Origin of the sequence: Nostoc sp. (assembly GCF_036918245.1) — a bacterium.
Classification (GTDB): Bacteria; Cyanobacteriota; Cyanobacteriia; order Cyanobacteriales; family Nostocaceae; genus Nostoc.
This window is the reverse complement of sequence record NZ_JBALEF010000008.1, coordinates 1-17,391: the sequence shown is the minus strand read 5'-3', so window position 1 is coordinate 17,391 and position 17,391 is coordinate 1. Positions and strand designations below refer to the sequence as shown.

Sequence of the window (17,391 nt, the reverse complement as noted above, 5' to 3'; positions counted from 1 at the left end):
GTAGTAGCTTTGATAGTTCAAACCTCAGATATAATAGAAGTTACGCATTGTCAGAAAGCTGAGATTATGCAGCCAAGCCCAACTTCTGTGATACGTGTTCTAAAATTTTGATAAATTCCCACAATCACTTTTATTTCTCCCACTATCAGGTTGTATTTGGGTAGTAATATTTGCCACCAATTCCACCTGTCCTAGTTGATTAATCATCCATCCAGTAGCTTCTAGTAATGGTGGTTGCCCTTTTATATCTGGTACTTTTCTATGGCTGATTTGCTCTGAAAGTTTATTTGGGGAATCTGCACTTACTCGCATATCCTCTAAAACTACCTGACCACGCAACACTTGGCGGGGGTCTTCTGGTAAGCCTCCCCGTCCACTAACCACAAAATTCGCCTCTTCGTTGCTGGGACAACCTGCGACAATTTGATTTGCAGGATCGGTAGGCACAGAAGGCAATTGAGTTAATCCTCTGGTAGGGTCAACATCTGGAGTGTTGATATTAACGATGCCGTTGATGCCTAATTGAGAACTGGCGGTGATGTCACTATTTGGGGTGAGTTTATCACTAACCTGTAAGCCAAAAATACCTTGAGTAGTAATGTTGATATCCCCACCATTTCCAGCAAAAGCATTGGCGGTGATGTCGCTGTTTTCTTGCGGGACAGCAACAATAAATCCACTATTAATATCCATATTGCCACCATTACCACCGCCACTGTTTTCTATTCCTGCACGGGTGGAAATTTGACTATTATTTCGTAAAAGTAAGTTATTGGCTACCTTGAAGTTGATGTTACCTCCTTGTCCAGAAACGCTGGTAGCAGTGATGGAACCTTGATCAAGAAAAATTGAACGGGCATCAATATTGACATCTCCAGCATTGCCTGTCCCTAAAGCACTAACGGAAATGGTTGCGCGATCGCGGATATTTAAGTCACCATTGGGAATGTTGATATTGATGTCTCCTCCGTCTCCCGAAGCAGTTTGAGCCGAAGAGGCAAATAAGCCTGAACCGAAACCCTGCTGCAAGGGGTCAATTAAATCAATGGACTCGAAAGCATTAACTGTTAAATCCCCTGCTTTTCCAGAACCAAAGGTAGTAGTAAATACCTGTGCGCCCCCTTTGGCTGTAAGTTGACGCGCTGTTAGGTTAACATTGCCAGATTCGGCATTGGTTAATGTTCCTGTACCGATGAAAGAGTTATCTAACTCGAAAGTATTACTGGTATTGATGTTAATATTCCCCCCCTGTCCTTGACCCAAGGCGGTAGTAGCAATTATTCCACTATTGTGGCTAAGAAAATTCGGGGTTTGAATTACAACATTTCCGGCTTTACCTTGGCCTGCACTCACAGCAACGATTCCCTGGTCAAAGTTATCAAGGCTGAGAGTACCCGCATAAGCTGGATTGATAATTTTTTCTTGCAAGTCTGCAAATCCATTTCCAGCAACTTCTACAGATTCGCTGGCGTTGATAGTAATATCACCTCCGTTACCTGCACCAGCTGTAGAAGCGTTAATCCTACCGTTATCTAATTGCAAAGTGCGAGTATTAATTGTAATGGGTGCGCCATTTCCTTGACCAACGGTAGCGGTGGTAATCTCTCCTCCTTGGCGGACAATTAACTGCCCAGTTCTAATATTCAAAGGCCCAGCATTACCAATCGGACTCAAGGAAGCCGTTGCGATCGCACTAGGAAGACTGCTATTGTCTGCAAAAGTCCCCACCACTTCTACTTTGTCGGTAGCATTGAGATTTAATGTTGCTGCATTCCCCTCTCCTGTAGTTGCTGAGGAAACGATGGAACCATCACGGACATTTAGTTGTTTAACTGATAAAGTTAAGTTGCCAGCATTGCCCGTACCAGCTAGCGCCGTTGCATTGATTATCGACCTATCGGTAAGCGTTACTTTATCAGCGTTGATTGTCAAATTCCCAGCTTGCCCTGAACCAGCAGTTGCTGTTTGAATGCCGGCAAAATTCTGCAACAGTATTTCTGTAGCATTAATTGTTAAATCTCCGCCATTACCTGAGACTGGGAACGTGCTAATTCCACCTGTATCTCGAAGCACTAAGCGCCCAGTGTTAACCGTCAGTTTGCCAGAGTTGCCACTCCCGAAAGCATTTGTGCTTATACCTACTCCTGTTCCTTGTAGAAGTTGGCTCACCAATTGGCTAGGGGTAAGTATTGGGGTTGTAGGTTGACGACCGATAAGTTCTACGGATTCTGAAGCATTGATTGTTAAATTCCCGGCATTACCCGTTGTGTTTGCGTCAGTTCCAGTACTTATGGAAGTTGCTCTAAAAGGGAAAAAAGCTGTTGGGTCTTGGCTAATGCTCAACCGACGAGCATTGAGAGTAAAATCCCCAGCATCGCCGCTAGCACCAGTAGGAAGATTTACAGCCAACGCCGCATCAGAATTTGTACCAATATCGCTTGTCCGCATCACTACATCATCTGTAGCATTGAGGATCATATTTCCTCCTCGACCTTTACCCCTAGCCAGGGCGAAAATAGATGTAGTGTCCAGAAAGATTGAGCGAGCAGTCAGGGTAATGTCATTGCCTCTATCAGCACCTAAGTTTGCATTGACAATGCGAATATTTTTACCAGAGAGGATATTACCACTAGTAAATGTAATTTTTCCTGGTGTGTCTCCAATAGAAGCAATATTACCTGAGCGAGGAAAGTCACCTGCGGCATTGAGGCTAAGATTACCTGCGGCTAGTAGTGAAATATCTCCTGCTTGCTGTTGAGCATTAGCTAACAGATAATTAGTAGTAGTAATTCCGCCTGCGGTGCTGTTGATCGTAATGTCACCGCTATTAATGGAGTCGGTGATATTGGGTATGTTGAAAAACCCACTAATTAAATTACCAGTTGTAATATCATTGATGGCGTTTAGGGCAATGTCACCACCATTCCCGCCACTTTTTGCAGAGATGATAGATGCATTGGTAGCATTAATTTGACTATTTTGCCCAAACTTTCCTGATCTAATAGTTGCATTCCCGCCATTGGTGAGGATTTGGGAACCTGGGTTCATGAAAAACTGCGCTACTCCAGGATCTCTAACGGTTGCGATCGCATTTTCATCGTTAATTTTGGCGCTAAAATTACCACCATTGAGAATAATACTGCGGTTGGGATTGATGGTGAGCGATCGCCCCGCTTCTAAGTTAAGATTATTTGCCCCAACGCCTGTGATATCATCATCAACAGTAATATCATTATTAGCCTGTAAACTGACATTATTAAGTGCTAGCGCTTGGCTTAAACTTTGACCGCTAACAGCGCCCCCTGCTTGAATCAGAATATTTTTCGGGTCAAGCAGTAATGTACCAAAGCCATTTGCAGCACTAGTATCCACAGTACCAGCAAATTCCACTCTGGCACCTGATACTTCTACAAAACCACCGTTCCCAGAATTGTCACCGCCACGGGCACTAATATTACCCTCAAAACGGGTTAGATCATTTGCTTTAATAATTACAGTGCCACCATTGCCATTATTAATAGCATCAGTGTTAATGGTGGCATTATTTAATAAGCTCACCTGATTTCCTAAAATCTGCACCGTTCCCCCTGGTACAGTCAAAGAACCTGTGTTAGTAACAATATCTCCTTGTAACGTAAGAGTTTGTCTACTACCTATTGTTAAATTTCCTTCTACACTAATCTCTGCTTGTTGTTGGTGCAAGGCATTAGCAAATAAAACTGTTGGCTGAATTGTGAGTAAATTACTATTTTGTGGTTCTGTTGTACTAAATAACCCATTTTCTCCTAATTTAATTGCATTTGCAGTACTAGCTACAAAAGAACCTGCGATATCTAACCGGGCATTTTTACCAAAAACAATCCCATTAGGATTAATCAAAAATAAATTTGCAGCACCATCTATACCTAATGTACCCAAAATCTTAGATATATGGTTTCCGGTAACGCGAGTGAGGATGTTATTAATGCCTGCTGGATTAGTAAAATAAACCTGCTGCCCTTGATTAACATTAAATTCTTGAAAACTATGGAAAAGATTACCACCGCGAATTGCGCCTCCACCAACTAATTCACGAATATTCTGAGGGGTAATGGTAGATTTTTCGGTTCCTAAAGTTTTATCAGGTATTATTTGAGCGTTAGCTGGGTGAGAACAGGTAAGAAAATAAATAAATATATTACTAAAAAATAAGATTATGTATATTTTCAAATACCAATAGTACTGTCTAGGAATGTTTACTACTTTCAACATGAGTCAACTTGTTTTTTATTCAAAGTTACAGATCCCCGACTTATTAAATAAGTCGGGGATTTTGTGATCTTGTTTATTACGAATGATTTAAAATTGTTGTTTTATTAATAAAGTAATCACTAAAATACTCTCTATATAACCCACAACTAACTGTTGCAGTTTTATTTTCTAGATATATCAGCCCTAAACTTTTTAACTTAAATGCTACTTCTTGCTCTAAGGTAATCGGTACAGTTGACCTGATAACCTGTTGAAAAGCATCAACCAAATCAGGGCTTTGCATAAGAGAGTGTAACTGATTGTGCAAATGCTCACTAAAAATTCCAGTATCATTCGTGGCATTTTGTAGTATATCGTCCAGAGGAATTTGATGTTGAACGCTATGAGAAAACGCCAGTCGCACCAAGTAAGGAAATCCTCCTGTAAGCGCCATTAGTTGTTCAAATTGGAAAGCTGTTAATTGGAGTCTGTGACGTTGGGCTAAATCCTCTAACTGCAATCTTGTAAAAGCAGGTAGATTAATTGCTAACCCTATATTAAAAGGAGATTTATTAATATCTAAATTGATATAGATTTCGGTAGATTTAACAATTAAAACTCGTAATTTTTGCCAAATTGATATATCTCTAGTTTCTTCATACCATGAGCGCAATAGCCCCAAGAAATCACGAGTCAATTGAGGATATTCAAACAACTTATTCACTTCATCTAACGCTAAGATTAAGGGAGTATTGATTTCCTGTAAAACATACCCTTGAAAATAGATAGTACAGTTCATCAAATCACCCATATCCTCGTCCCAATATTCCTCTAGCTTCGACTTTATTCCTAACTGATGAGTAATATTTGCACAGAACCAGCGTAAAAATTTTTCTAATGAGCTAAAAACTTCTGTTTCAGCACGATGTAAACTTAACCTTACAGTATGATAACCATGCGAACTACCATAAGCAAGGATTCTAGTCATTAAAGAAGTTTTCCCCATCTTTCGCGGCGCTTTGATGTGGATAAACGCACGAGGTTGAAGAATTGCTTGATAACAGACTTGTTCTAAACCCCGCTCAATATACAAGGTAGAATCAAGCGGAACTTGTCCATCTGGAGGTTCTAAATTTATCTTTTGCCACAGATGTGTAGGCTGATATATTGTTTGCAAAGATGAATTATCTAGTCGTTGATCTAGCACAGCACGACAATTAGTGCGATTAACTTTCTCGCCAAGACTATTAGAAAGTAGTTGCCACAATTTAGGAGCAACCAATTGCCTAATATAGTTCTCTGAGTAATTGTTTTCTAGAGCAATTTGTGCATAACTTTTTTTTGTTTCCAATAGAGATGCTGACAAGACAGCTTTTTGAATAAATGAGAGCGATTTTCCTGTCTTATCATTAATTAATGTTTCAGTGTATTCGATAATTTGTTCTATGCTCCTCATCTGTCTTCAAAATTAAAGGTATTTAAAGCTCCATATTTTAATACAGCAATTATAAATTGTTTGTGACACTAAATATTTCTCTTGTTTTTCTTCTCTGCGCCTCTCTTGGCGCATGTGTGAAATTCTTTCTACAAATCAGAAATATTCAATGCTCCATTTTTCCTCAACCATTGCTTTTGTTGAGGAGTTAACCCAATAGCATCAGTAAATAGCGCTCCCTTAACGCGAGAACCGAAAAAATTTACCTCCTCTAATTGAGTATTTGTGAAATTTGCGTGTCTTAAATCACTATCACTCAAATTTGCCCCATTTAGAACCGCCTCCTCTAAGTTGGCGTTAAATAAAGAAGCTAACTTTAAATCAGCACGACTCAAGTCTGCATTAAATAAACAGGCTAACTCTAAGGCAGCTTGACGTAAAATTGCATCAGTCAAATCTGCACTACTCAAATCCGCTTTAATTAAATCTGATTCTGTTAGGTCGGCTCCCTTTAAAATAGTATCCTGTAATTGCGCTCCTTCCAAATCAACTCGTTGTAAAGAAGCAGCACATAAAATCGCCCCTTCCCAGTTGGATTGGCGAAGATTGGCATCATCAAACTTAGCGCCAGTGCAATCTGTGGCTTTGAGACTTGCTTTAAACAAATTTGCCCCAGTTAAGTCTGCTTGAGTCAAACAAGCCTTTTCTAAATTAGTCTCTGTTAAATTTGCCTCTCTTAAGCAGACAGAATCAAGCCTGGCATAATTTAAGTGAGCATTGGTTAAGTTTACTCTAGTTAGATTAGCGTGACTTAAGTTTGCCCACAGTAGACTCACATTTAACAAGTTTGCGTTTTGCAAATTGGCTTTTTGGAAATCCGCTCGATTTAAATCTGTCCAAACCAGGGTGGCACAACTCAAGTTAGCCTGACTGAGATTGGCACTACTGAGGTTAGCATAACTAAAATCAACACCACTAAAATCAACACCCTGCAAATAAATCTGGCTTAAATTCAGGTGTTGAAAATCTCTTTCCTTAGCTGCATAGCGTTTGATAATTTCTTGGGCAATCATTGTTTTGAGCTAGTTTAAATAACAATAAACTACCGCCTACAATGAATTGTCTCTCAATATAGCAATATTTAATTAATAATTTATATTTGATTTTTTGTTATCAAAATTAATACATCTTCACTAAAAATATGAATTTTATTTATTGACAAAATTATATATATATGTACAAAAAGAATATTTATGACATTGTATGTTCAAAGTTGTAATACTTATATATTGACAAAAAACTGATCTGTGAGACCGTAACTAAAAATATCTTGCAGCAGAGATAAATATATGACATTTATGTACTTGTTTGATTTCAAATGAAAATGCTTTAATAAACTTCTAGAGCAAGGGTATTTGCAAAAGTTATCCAAAAAATTCATGTTTACTATTTTGGTTTTTATTCGTTTACATGAGAATTTCTAAACCTCTGAAAGTATGAATTTTCGTAACGGATTCTATTGCTGACAACCTGAAAAATATGCCCAATATTAGCTTGAAAAAGATTGATACAATCTTCCTCTCAAAAAGGGAGTCTTTAACCTTTAACATCTATATTTATGATCGCGTCAACATCCAGTATTATCAGCACGATTACTAGTATCATCAACATGGTTTCTGACGAAAAGTTGAAACAGGCTTTGAGTCAGAGTTTCTTGGAAGCAAGTGAGTCACTGCAACATTGTGAAAACTTTTTTGAGCTGTTACCTACGCATTGCTGGTCAAACAAAATATTAGCCACAGTCTTTAATTCCTGGAAAGCTACGCACTTGAAAATGTTAGGTATATATGGTCTATCTTGCCGTTTACAACGTCTTGCTTTAACCAAAGATACTCAAGAACGGGAACAATTATTGTTAGCTAGCGCCTTCAATGCTGAAACTAGTCACGAAGATTTAGGGTTGGACTACGAAGGTGTAACTCACGCTGCACTCTATGAAGATTTTGCTAACAGCTTTTTAGAAAATTACCCTTGGCAATTAGATGAATATTGTTTACCCCAAGCGGGTGATTTTAAGAAATGGATATATCACAACATGGTGGTAAATGATATTTCCAAGGGGTTATTCACAAATATGTTCTCAGAAATTTACAACCACGGTGAGTATACGCGAGCCTTATTTGCTTTTTCAGAATTAATTGACAAATATTACCACTTTTCCCCTGAAGAAAAAAATAAAGCTCTGTTCTATATCGGTGTTCATGTTGCAGACGAAACGGAAGTGGCTCACTTTCAAGTGGTCGTCAAAGCCTTGAATGAGTATAGCAAAGCTACTAATACTCCAATTGACTATACACAGGCAAAACTTTTGTTTAAGGAGTACCTGACTCGGTTAGGTACTGTAATGGAAGCACTAACTATAGAGATGAGACAAGAAATAAATGCAGCAAAACATCTGCTATCCGTGTCTTAAACCTCAAGCTCAACATTTTTTTGACAATGCTCAACAAGCTATTGCTGCAACTTTAGATTTTCGACAACATCTGTATGCGATCGCTCAAAACAAAAAGCTATGCTCAGAGGCTGTTGAGGATCAAAGTTACCCCAATGAAGTGATTGTGCTTAAACCAAAACAGACTCAAGCGCCTGCTTTACTACTGTTGGGTGGAATGGGGCCTTTAGCTGGTTTGGGAGCTTTTGAGATAGCCTGTCAGATGTTCCAGAATAGTAGAGAAATTGTTCTGTTTCAAGCTTGTTCGCTGCCTAATCGGACTACAGCCATTCAACAAAAGATTCAAATTGGTGCATCTCAAGAGCCGGATTTAGTGGTGATGCTGGCGATCGCTATTCGAGAAGCGATGCAGTATATTTGCTCTAGCGTTGAACCTGTTGAGTTGATCGTTCTGTGCAATGGCGCTCATTATTTCTTACCTGAAGTGATGCAGCAACTCCTACTTGATTATTCAAAGATTTTTTTCAGACTGCAATGGCTCTCTTTGATTGACACTACAATACAATACTTGCAACAACGAAACTTTTGTCAGCCTTTAGTTCTATGTACTACAGCAACGCGGTTAGGGTGTGTTTACTCTCGACCTCTTCAAGAAATGAGTATTGTTTGCTTAGAACTTAATGATGAGTTGCAATCAATATTAATGCAATCTATTTATCAAGGAGTAAAACCCGGATTTCTCGCAAGCCGAAAAAAAATAGGGGTCGAAAACTGCCAAAATATCTATTGCACATGAATTCCAGCAGTTTTAAGCATGACCCCCAATAAAACAGATTGTATACTGGAACAGTTGAAATTTGAACCAGTAAAGTCATGTCCAGTCGTAGTTAATTTCAACGGTGAGACTGTAACATCAGATGCCGGACTAACTTTAATTGCGGAGCTAGACCGAAAAAGGGAGATAACATCACGATTAGCACAGTGTTTTAAAGATTACCGAGAACCTTCGAGAATTGAGCATTCGGTAAGTAATTTGATTGCACAGAGAGTATATGGTTTAATAATGGGCTATGAAGATATTAATGACCATGAAGCCCTACGCTACGATTTGATATTTGCATTGGCAGTTGGAAAAGTGATTAATTCGGAGAAAGAATCAATTACGTTAGCCGGGAAAAGTACGTTAAATCGTCTGGAACATTGTCCAGAAAACATCTCTTCAAGAGCCGAGAGTCGATATCACCGAATTGAACATGATGCATCAGCTATAGAAACACTGTTGGTAGAAATATTTTTAGAATCATATTCAAAACCACCACGACAGATAATCTTGGATTTAGATGTGACAGATGATCTTGTATATGGTCATCAAGAAGAAGTTTTCTTTAATCCTTATTACCGAGGTTATTGTTATGCTCCACTGTATATTTTCTGTGGAAAACATTTATTAGCAGCAAAGCTTCGTGCTTCTAACGTAGACCCAGCATCAGAAGCGTTATCAGAATTGCAACGAATAATAAAACACATACGTTCACGCTGGGATAAAGTAAAAATACTGGTGCGTGGAGATAGCGCATATTCAAGAGAAAATATTATGAGTTGGTGTGAATCCCAAACTGGAGTTGATTATGTGTTTGGGTTAGCACAAAATAGTCGGCTATTACAACTGTCCCAATCAATCCAATACCGCGCATCCCAAGAATACTCGCAAAAAATTCAAACAGTAGTCGAGTTTTTTGAAACCTTATTGGCTCCCTCACCAGATTTAGAAAAACAAGCAACAGCATTTGTTGATAACTCGGTTTGGTATTCTTCGCTCGACTATAAAACAAAAGATTCTTGGAGTCGTAATCGCCGAGTTGTTTCAAAAGTAGAATATGGAGAAGCGGGAATAAAGACTCGGTTTGTTGTAACTTCACTCCCTACCAAATTAGTTCCTCCAGGACGACTTTATAGCCAAAAATATTGCCCACGAGGTGAGATGGAAAATCGGTTAAAGGAGCAAAAGCTTGACTTGAATAGTGACAGAACCAGTACCCATACGTTTGCTGGTAATCAGTTACGTTTGTGGTTTTCATCTGTTGCATACATTTTAATGAATGCTTTACGAGAGCAATATTTAGCCAAGACCGAACTCCAAAACGCTACTGTTGGCACTATTCGGCTCAAGTTACTAAAGTTAGGAGCAACTATCACCGTTACTAGCCGAAAAATTTTAATTTCAATTAGTAGCTCTTGCCCTTATAAAGAAATTTTCGCTCTGGTCTACAATTATTTATCTCTCTTACCCTATCCTGGTTGATTTTTACTTCATTATCATCATAGTTATTAGCTTGCTATTGGGGTGAGTTTACTCAACTTAACCCTAGCTTTAGGCTGTCTACTTATTGGTTTCAATGATGTTTGCTTCAGTAGTTGTTATTTTTATCTGTATCTTATTTATTTTTATTATTTCGGTTTCTACGTCACCATACTCTGTTTTTGAATCTAGTTCGGTATTGTATAAAATAACTTACCCTAAGTTTTGCTCACCTCAATGATTTTTTCTCACTTGTGAGAAATCCGGGTTAAGTTTGCAGGGCAACAGCTGACTTATCGTGAATTGAATCAGCAGGCTAATCAACTAGCACATCACTTGCAAACTCTGGGTATAAAACCAGAAACTAAGGTAGGAATTTGCGTAGAACGTTCACTAGAAATGATCGTGGGCATATTGGGAATACTTAAAGCCGGAGGGGCGTATGTACCACTAGACCCAAATAATCCGCAAGAACGGTTGAACCACATACTAGAAGATGCACAAGTGCAAGTGTTGGTAACGAATTCGCAATTACGCAACACTTTAGATCAAAGCAATTTTGTTGTGTATTTAGATAAAGAGGCAGACAAAATTGCTCAGTACCCCGGAAATAACCTAGTCAGTGGTGTGCAAGGTAATAACCTAGTGTACATGATTTATACATCCGGCTCTACAGGAAAGCCCAAAGGGGTATTAATCACTCATCACAATGTCGTTCGGTTATTCAAAGCAACGGAAGATTGGTATCATTTTAATGAAACGGATGTATGGACGCTATTCCATTCGTTTGCATTTGACTTTTCGGTTTGGGAACTGTGGGGAGGGTTGCTGTATGGCGGGTGTGTTGTGGTTGTGCCTTACGAGGTGAGCCGAGACTCGCAAGCATTCTACAACTTACTGGTTGCTGAACAAGTGACTGTTCTCAACCAAACTCCATCCGCTTTTTACCAACTAATTCAAGTTGATGAACACTCCAAGACAACAGAAAAATTGAGTTTACGGGTAGTGATATTTGGCGGAGAAGCACTCTCGTTACCTTTGTTGCAACCTTGGTTTGAGCGACATGGGGATCAACTGCCCCAGTTGGTAAATATGTATGGCATTACAGAAACAACGGTTCATGTGACAATCCGTCGTTTAACCTTAGCTGATGTGAAAGCCACAAGTAGCTTAATAGGACTGCCAATTTCCGACTTACAGATTTACCTGCTGGACAAATACCAACAACCTGTACCCATTGGGGTGGTAGGAGAACTTTATGTTGGCGGTGGTGGTGTGGCGAGGGGATATTGGCGGCGTAGTGAACTAACTGAGGAGCGGTTTGTACCCAATCCCTTTAGCAATCAGCAGCAAGCGCGTTTATACAAAACAGGGGATTTAGCGCGATATTTGCCTACAGGTGAGCTTGAGTATAAAGGACGCATCGATCATCAAGTCAAAATTCGGGGTTTTCGGATTGAGTTAGGAGAAATTAAAGCACTACTTTCTCAGCACCAAGGTGTGCAAGAATGTGTTGTACTTGCCAGAGAGGATGAACCTAATAATAAGCGATTAGTAGCCTATATTGTCCCTGACCATATCCAAGCTTCAACCATTCTCAATTTGGTGAGTTTAAGAGAGCAGGGTATATTGGGCGATGCTCCTTTAGGAGCCGCCAAGGGCGATCGCTCTCTCTATGAGTTACCCAATGGAAAGCAGTGTTTCCCTCAAAAAACGGGAGCAAATAGTTTAGGCGATCGCGAATCGACTTGGAACAGTTTAGAGACATATATTCAAGACCTTCGCCACTATCTCCAGAAAAAACTGCCTGAGTACATGATTCCATCTGCCTTTGTTGTCCTAGAAAAGTTTCCCTTAACGTCCAATGGAAAAGTTGATAGTCGCGCTCTACCCATACCGGAATTCAAGATTGGACTAGAATCTAGCTTCGTAGCACCTAGCACCCCCACCCAAGAAATTTTAGCTAACCTTTGGGCTGCGATTCTCAGGATTGAGAAAGTCGGGATTTATGATAACTTTTTTGATTTGGGCGGACATTCTCTGCTGGCAACCTCACTCGTCTTCCGAATTCGCCAAGCCTTTGCGATTGATTTTCCCCTGCGGTGTCTGTTTGAAAACCCGACGATCGCCGCCCTCAGCAAGTTAATTGAATCGTTCAAAGCCCATCCAACACCCAGTTCAAATAAAGCCATGTCTCCCTTGGAGAGAAGCCCATCTACACCCGTGCCTCTCTCGCTATCACAGCAGGCGTTATGGTTACTAAATCAATCAGATAGTAAGGTTGCAACTCTCAATAGTTCGACTCTGATGCGAGTCAGGCGTTCTCTCTCACCAGAGGTAGTCGAGCAAAGTTTGAATGAAATCGTCCGCCGTCATGAGAATCTCCGCACGGTCTTCACCGTCATCAACGATCAGCCGATGCAGATCGTTTTACCTCACCTGCACCTGCCATTAATCTATGAAAATCTCCAGCACCTACCCCCAGAGGCGCGTGAGTCGGAAGCGGTTCGTTTGGGAATTAAAATACGTCAGCAGCCCTTCAACTTGACTGTTGCTCCCCTGATCAGAACTGCTTTATTTCAACTGAATCCGCAAGAGTATTGGCTGGTGATTACCATGCACCATCTGATCACAGATGGTTGGTCATTTGGTGTGCTTCTGCAAGAATTAGACGCACTGATGCAGGCTTTCGCCAATGGGCAACCTTCGCCCCTGCCAGCCCTATCATGCCAATATGCAGACTTTGCCTTGTGGCAGCAGCAAGTCTATAATGAGTCCGCGATCGCACAGCAACTCAGTTATTGGCAACGCAAACTCGTTGATGACAAGTTACATCCCTCTCCAAGCCTGATGCTGTCTAGTAAACAGGCAGGACACCGTTTTATCCACTTACCTGAGTCTCTGGTTCTTTCGGTTGAAAGGCTGGGTCGTTCACAGAGGGTGACGAGTTTTGTCATCTTGTTGAGCGCTTTCAAACTTGTTTTAGCGAAGTGGAACCAACAAAATGAGATTTTGATTCTCGCAACGCTCGGCAACCGAACCGGGCCAGACACAGAGCGGATGATTGGCTGCTTTATCAATGACGTGATTCTGCGATCGCTAATTTTGCCGGAACAGACTGGCTCAACCGTCATTAAACAACTTCAAGAAACCGTCAATGAAGCGATCGAACATAAAAAGGTGCCGCTGCATCGGGTGATCGAGCAGATCCAACACTTACGTCCCCTCAATCTGCTAGCAAGTATTACCATGACCCCCTCGGTTCAAGATCAAATGCCAGGTTGGGAAGCGATCGCACCGTCACAATGGGGTGATATGCCAATGGAACTTTATGGCAAAACACCCCCATTGGAGCTTTACGTTGAACTGTCAAAGACAATCCGGATCAGGGCTAAATACGGCACTGAGAAATTCACAGCATAGACAATTGATCGCTTATTAAACAACTATCAGGAGATGCTGACGAAGCTTGTTAGCCATTCAGAAATGACTGTTTCAAACCTCTTTAAGACAATACATTCAGATCCTAATTGAATCTTCAGTTGTTAAACAGATTGGATATTCAAGAGACAAGGCACTAAAGACGAAGTAAAATGAATTCTCTCAATATACTTCATATTAATAACTGGTTTGGCTTAGGTGGTGCATTTATTGCTGCCTACAATATTCATAAAGGTTTATCCAGAGCCGGGATTCAATCTTTCTTTGCCTATAAAGATGAGATTGATGGAGTGTTTCAGGAAAAAGCTAATGATTTGAAAAATACACTACAGATTGTCCAAAGAAAAAATCAGTTTGTTGATTTAGCGAACTCAATTACAAGACGAATTGGCTTGAATTACGTTGCCAATCCCTCAATTGCTGCTCTTAAACATCAAGCCTGTTATCAGAATGCTGCTTTACTCAACTTTCACCTGCTTCATGATGATTATTTTTCCTATCTCATGCTTCCCTCATTAACGAGAGATAAACCTGCGGTCTACACGCTACATGATATGTGGAGTTTCACGGGACACTGTGCCTACAGTTATGACTGTTTAAAATGGCAGACTGGTTGTGGAAAATGTCCTTATCCTAATGCGTTACCTCCGATTCAACGAGATGCCACATCTCTAGAGTGGAAGTTAAAGAATTGGGCATATCGACACTCCAACTTAACGATTGTGGCTCCTAGTCGTTGGTTGGCTGAATGCGCTAAACAGAGTATGCTCAACTGTTTCCCCATTCATCACATTCCCCACGGAATTGATACAGTAGCCTATCAGCCACTCGATCAACAGCAGTGTCAAACTGAACTGGGAATTCCCCAGCATAAAAAAGTTCTCATATTTGGAGCACAAGACATGACCAATCGGCGTAAAGGTGGCGATCTATTGCTCAAAGCTCTTTCTCGCATACCTAAATCGCTCAAAGCTGAAACCGTGTTGCTGACTTTTGGGGATGAAGCCAAGGCAATCTCAGATGTCGCAGAAATAGAAGTACTGCACCTTGGCTATATTAGCAGCGATCGCCTAAAAGCGGTTGCCTATTCTGCCGCCGATTTATTTTTGTTTCCAACCCGTGCTGATGTTTGCGGATTAGTCAGTCTGGAGGCAGCAGCTTGTGGTACGCCGACAGTTGCCTTCAATGTTGGTGGTGTTCCAGATTTAGTCCGTCCTGGTATCACTGGCTATTTAGCAAAACCTGAAAACGCTGATGATTTCTGTGATGGGATTGTCCAACTATTAGAAGACGTTAATTTACGCGATCGTATGAGTCAAAATTGCCGCAAGGTTGCGGTTGAAGAGTACTCGTTAGAAGTACAAGCCCAACGATACATTCAGTTGTACCAGCAAATTCTTAACCTATAGGGGTAGAAGTAACTAAACTAGTACCGCAAGGCGAAATTCAAAATTCAAAATTCAAAATTAATACAGCGTAAGCATTTCATTGGTTTTGAATAGGTAGTTTATTTACGCCGTACTGTACTAGCTACTTAAAGACTAAATATTCTGCTGTTCAAAAAGTTTTTGCTTTAGCCCTAACCTTAGCGCAAATGCATCTCGAAAAAACAGGTGACGTACAGGACTAAAATAATGTCTAGCAGCCCATTGCTTGCCAGCGTAGTTAGAGGTGATAGAGAATTTATCTTTGGCAAAACAGGCGATTTCTTCTGGAGACCAAGTACTATTTCCTAGCTGATAAGCTGCCTCAGCAATAATTGTTTGCTCAGTATGAAACTCAGAATTTTCTGCTGCTATTTTTAGTAAATGATCTAAATTAGAAGCCTGTAGCAGATCTCCTTTTAAGAAGACTAGACCTGTATTGATGAATGGTGGACTATACAAATGACTGAGACTCTGTTCTAGAATATCTATGTCATAGCTTGCCATAAAGTCCTCAGAGACTTTCAAAATTGGCAGATCGCTGTCTTGATCTTTTAGTGGTAATCCTGGTAGTTCCTTAAACCAGAGAATGTCGTTATCACACCAAAGAGTTGCACCACATTTGCCGAATTCTAGAAGAATTGCTAATTTTTTACCCAGCAAATTTTTCTCGGCAAATTGTGCCACAGATTCACACCCTTTCTGTCTGTGATAGGAAACACTTTCCTCCCAGTAGCTGAAGGACTTTGTTCCAGTCCACCATGCCAGTGCTTCTTCTAGTTTTGATATAGTAATCGAGCCGTCAGAAACGATTTGTAGCTTTGGTATTGATGACCAGCTAGTGTATAAAGAGAACAAACACTGTTGAAGGAATGGTAAATGTTTAGCTCCGGTCATTGTCAAGAACATTAGCTCAATTTCTGGTTTTGGCGAAACTTGAGGATTTGGTAAAAGATTCAAAATAAATTCGTATACCATTCTAGAGCGAACAGCTACTAGCTTCTTAAAATTAGTACTTAACAGCATGAATTCTCCTTACCTCTGTAGGTGACATCGTTGTTGACATATCTAAAATCTTGTGAAATTTGGAAACTCTAACCGTATGTACTTCAAAAACTTTGATCGCTTTTACTATCTCTCTAACGTAACTCTTTTAATGATTTATAACACCACCTGCGTTGTTTCCAAAAAAATCATAAATATTAATAATAGAGAGATGAAAGAGTTCGAGAAGAGAAAGTTTTACAGTTACATTGAAAAAATTTTAAAATGATTGTCCAAAGCTACTTGAAAATTTCTACAGTCCTTATTTGTTCATAGGTTGGTGTTTTGGTAGCTTTTGAGATGGCTCAATTGTTGCGATCGCAAAATCAAAAACTGCCTTTTTATTAAAGACTGAACACACTAAATACGGAAGAACAAAATATGTTTAATAACAGCAGTACAGATCAATCTATCTTCTATCCACGATTTCGAGATTCAGAACCATTAGCTGCATCGAAGTATTATACTGAAAAGTATGACTGTGACTTGGCAATACCTAGTTATCTCGGAATAGGAAGCTGTGTATGTTATACACCATTAGTCGAAGCATTATTTTTAAACAAAGGACGACTCATAAAATTACTGACTGCTCCTTTAAACTATTATAAAAAAGCTCAAGAAAACGGGTATGCAATCTGGGATAACAATCCATATATTGAGACAATTATCAATGCCGATGACATAGACCCGAACATTATGGTAGAAGTGTCCGTTGAATCAGATAATTTTTGTCAAAGCCGTCATATCATAGAAAATATCTGTTTTGCTCATGGACTGCGCCCTCGTCAATTAAGAGGAGAGAATATTTGGAAAGTCGTTGTCAGACATCATCTAAAAATAACTTAAAAAATTTGTAACCCACATTCCGCACCCTTAACTGTCACAATCGGTTATTACGGAAGTTGATTAATGAAAAAGGAGTAAAAAATTACATTCGCTTTCAAAAAAACAGATTTGGGATAGAAAAATTTGTGAGATATATTCTTAATAAAGGGCAATAAATATAAGAGTGGTTTGGTGGAAAATTTTCATAATACAATTTTATTCTTACAAGCTTAAACATCAT

Annotated in this window: 9 protein-coding genes and 1 pseudogene; 6 read left to right on the top strand and 4 right to left on the bottom strand. The window is 39.8% G+C overall.

Features of this window, described 5'->3' with window-relative positions; translation table 11 throughout:
- Positions 1-99 precede the first annotated feature (99 nt).
- The 3 genes from V7L12_RS02095 to V7L12_RS02085 form a co-directional block, all read right to left on the bottom strand.
- Positions 100-4,251 carry a two-partner secretion domain-containing protein gene (locus tag V7L12_RS02095; RefSeq protein WP_335081686.1) on the bottom strand — a complete coding sequence of 1,384 codons (4,152 nt, stop codon included), beginning with the start codon at positions 4,249-4,251 and terminating at the stop codon, positions 100-102.
- 76 nt (positions 4,252-4,327) lie between these two features.
- Positions 4,328-5,686: an AAA-like domain-containing protein gene (locus tag V7L12_RS02090; protein WP_335081684.1), complete on the bottom strand. Its 1,359-nt coding sequence runs from the start codon at positions 5,684-5,686 to the stop codon at positions 4,328-4,330.
- A gap of 128 nt (positions 5,687-5,814) precedes the next feature.
- Positions 5,815-6,738, bottom strand: coding sequence for a pentapeptide repeat-containing protein (locus tag V7L12_RS02085; RefSeq protein WP_335081682.1), 924 nt, complete (start codon positions 6,736-6,738; stop codon positions 5,815-5,817).
- A gap of 545 nt (positions 6,739-7,283) precedes the next feature.
- Between V7L12_RS02085 and V7L12_RS02080 the strand changes: the two genes are divergently transcribed.
- The 5 genes and pseudogenes from V7L12_RS02080 (at position 7,284) to V7L12_RS02060 (ending at position 15,266) form a co-directional block, all read left to right on the top strand.
- Positions 7,284-8,138: a hypothetical protein gene (locus V7L12_RS02080; protein WP_335081680.1), complete on the top strand. Its 855-nt coding sequence runs from the start codon at positions 7,284-7,286 to the stop codon at positions 8,136-8,138.
- On the top strand, positions 8,107-8,913 hold the full coding sequence (locus tag V7L12_RS02075) for a hypothetical protein (protein WP_335081678.1): 807 nt from the start codon (positions 8,107-8,109) through the stop codon (positions 8,911-8,913). Before V7L12_RS02080 ends, V7L12_RS02075 begins: the two co-directional genes overlap by 32 nt.
- A gap of 18 nt (positions 8,914-8,931) precedes the next feature.
- A complete protein-coding gene (locus V7L12_RS02070; RefSeq protein WP_335081676.1) occupies positions 8,932-10,419 on the top strand; it encodes an IS1380 family transposase in 1,488 nt (495 codons plus the stop codon).
- 258 nt (positions 10,420-10,677) lie between these two features.
- A pseudogene (locus V7L12_RS02065) lies at positions 10,678-13,839 on the top strand (amino acid adenylation domain-containing protein); the annotation flags it as partial.
- 170 nt (positions 13,840-14,009) lie between these two features.
- Positions 14,010-15,266, top strand: a complete 1,257-nt coding sequence (locus tag V7L12_RS02060) for a glycosyltransferase family 4 protein (RefSeq protein ID WP_335081674.1) — start codon at positions 14,010-14,012, stop codon at positions 15,264-15,266.
- Positions 15,267-15,398: 132 nt separating this feature from the next.
- Here the strand turns inward: V7L12_RS02060 and V7L12_RS02055 are convergent, their stop codons facing one another.
- The gene (locus V7L12_RS02055; RefSeq protein WP_335081672.1) at positions 15,399-16,307 is read right to left on the bottom strand and encodes a hypothetical protein; all 909 of its coding nucleotides are present in this window, start codon (positions 16,305-16,307) and stop codon (positions 15,399-15,401) included.
- Positions 16,308-16,706: 399 nt separating this feature from the next.
- Between V7L12_RS02055 and V7L12_RS02050 the strand changes: the two genes are divergently transcribed.
- Positions 16,707-17,171 (top strand): hypothetical protein, encoded by a 465-nt coding sequence (locus tag V7L12_RS02050; protein ID WP_335081671.1) that lies wholly within the window; start codon positions 16,707-16,709, stop codon positions 17,169-17,171.
- Positions 17,172-17,391: the final 220 nt, after the last annotated feature.

Excerpts from the sequence above, each read along its gene's own strand:
- V7L12_RS02070 (WP_335081676.1), top strand. The coding sequence starts at position 8,932 with ATGACCCCCAATAAAACAGATTGTATACTGGAACAGTTGAAATTTGAA.
- V7L12_RS02080 (WP_335081680.1), top strand. The coding sequence starts at position 7,284 with ATGATCGCGTCAACATCCAGTATTATCAGCACGATTACTAGTATCATC.
- V7L12_RS02085 (WP_335081682.1), bottom strand. The coding sequence starts at position 6,738 with ATGATTGCCCAAGAAATTATCAAACGCTATGCAGCTAAGGAAAGAGAT.
- V7L12_RS02090 (WP_335081684.1), bottom strand. The coding sequence starts at position 5,686 with ATGAGGAGCATAGAACAAATTATCGAATACACTGAAACATTAATTAAT.
- V7L12_RS02075 (WP_335081678.1), top strand. The coding sequence starts at position 8,107 with ATGCAGCAAAACATCTGCTATCCGTGTCTTAAACCTCAAGCTCAACAT.
- V7L12_RS02055 (WP_335081672.1), bottom strand. The coding sequence starts at position 16,307 with ATGCTGTTAAGTACTAATTTTAAGAAGCTAGTAGCTGTTCGCTCTAGA.
- V7L12_RS02050 (WP_335081671.1), top strand. The coding sequence starts at position 16,707 with ATGTTTAATAACAGCAGTACAGATCAATCTATCTTCTATCCACGATTT.
- V7L12_RS02095 (WP_335081686.1), bottom strand. The coding sequence starts at position 4,251 with ATGTTGAAAGTAGTAAACATTCCTAGACAGTACTATTGGTATTTGAAA.
- V7L12_RS02060 (WP_335081674.1), top strand. The coding sequence starts at position 14,010 with ATGAATTCTCTCAATATACTTCATATTAATAACTGGTTTGGCTTAGGT.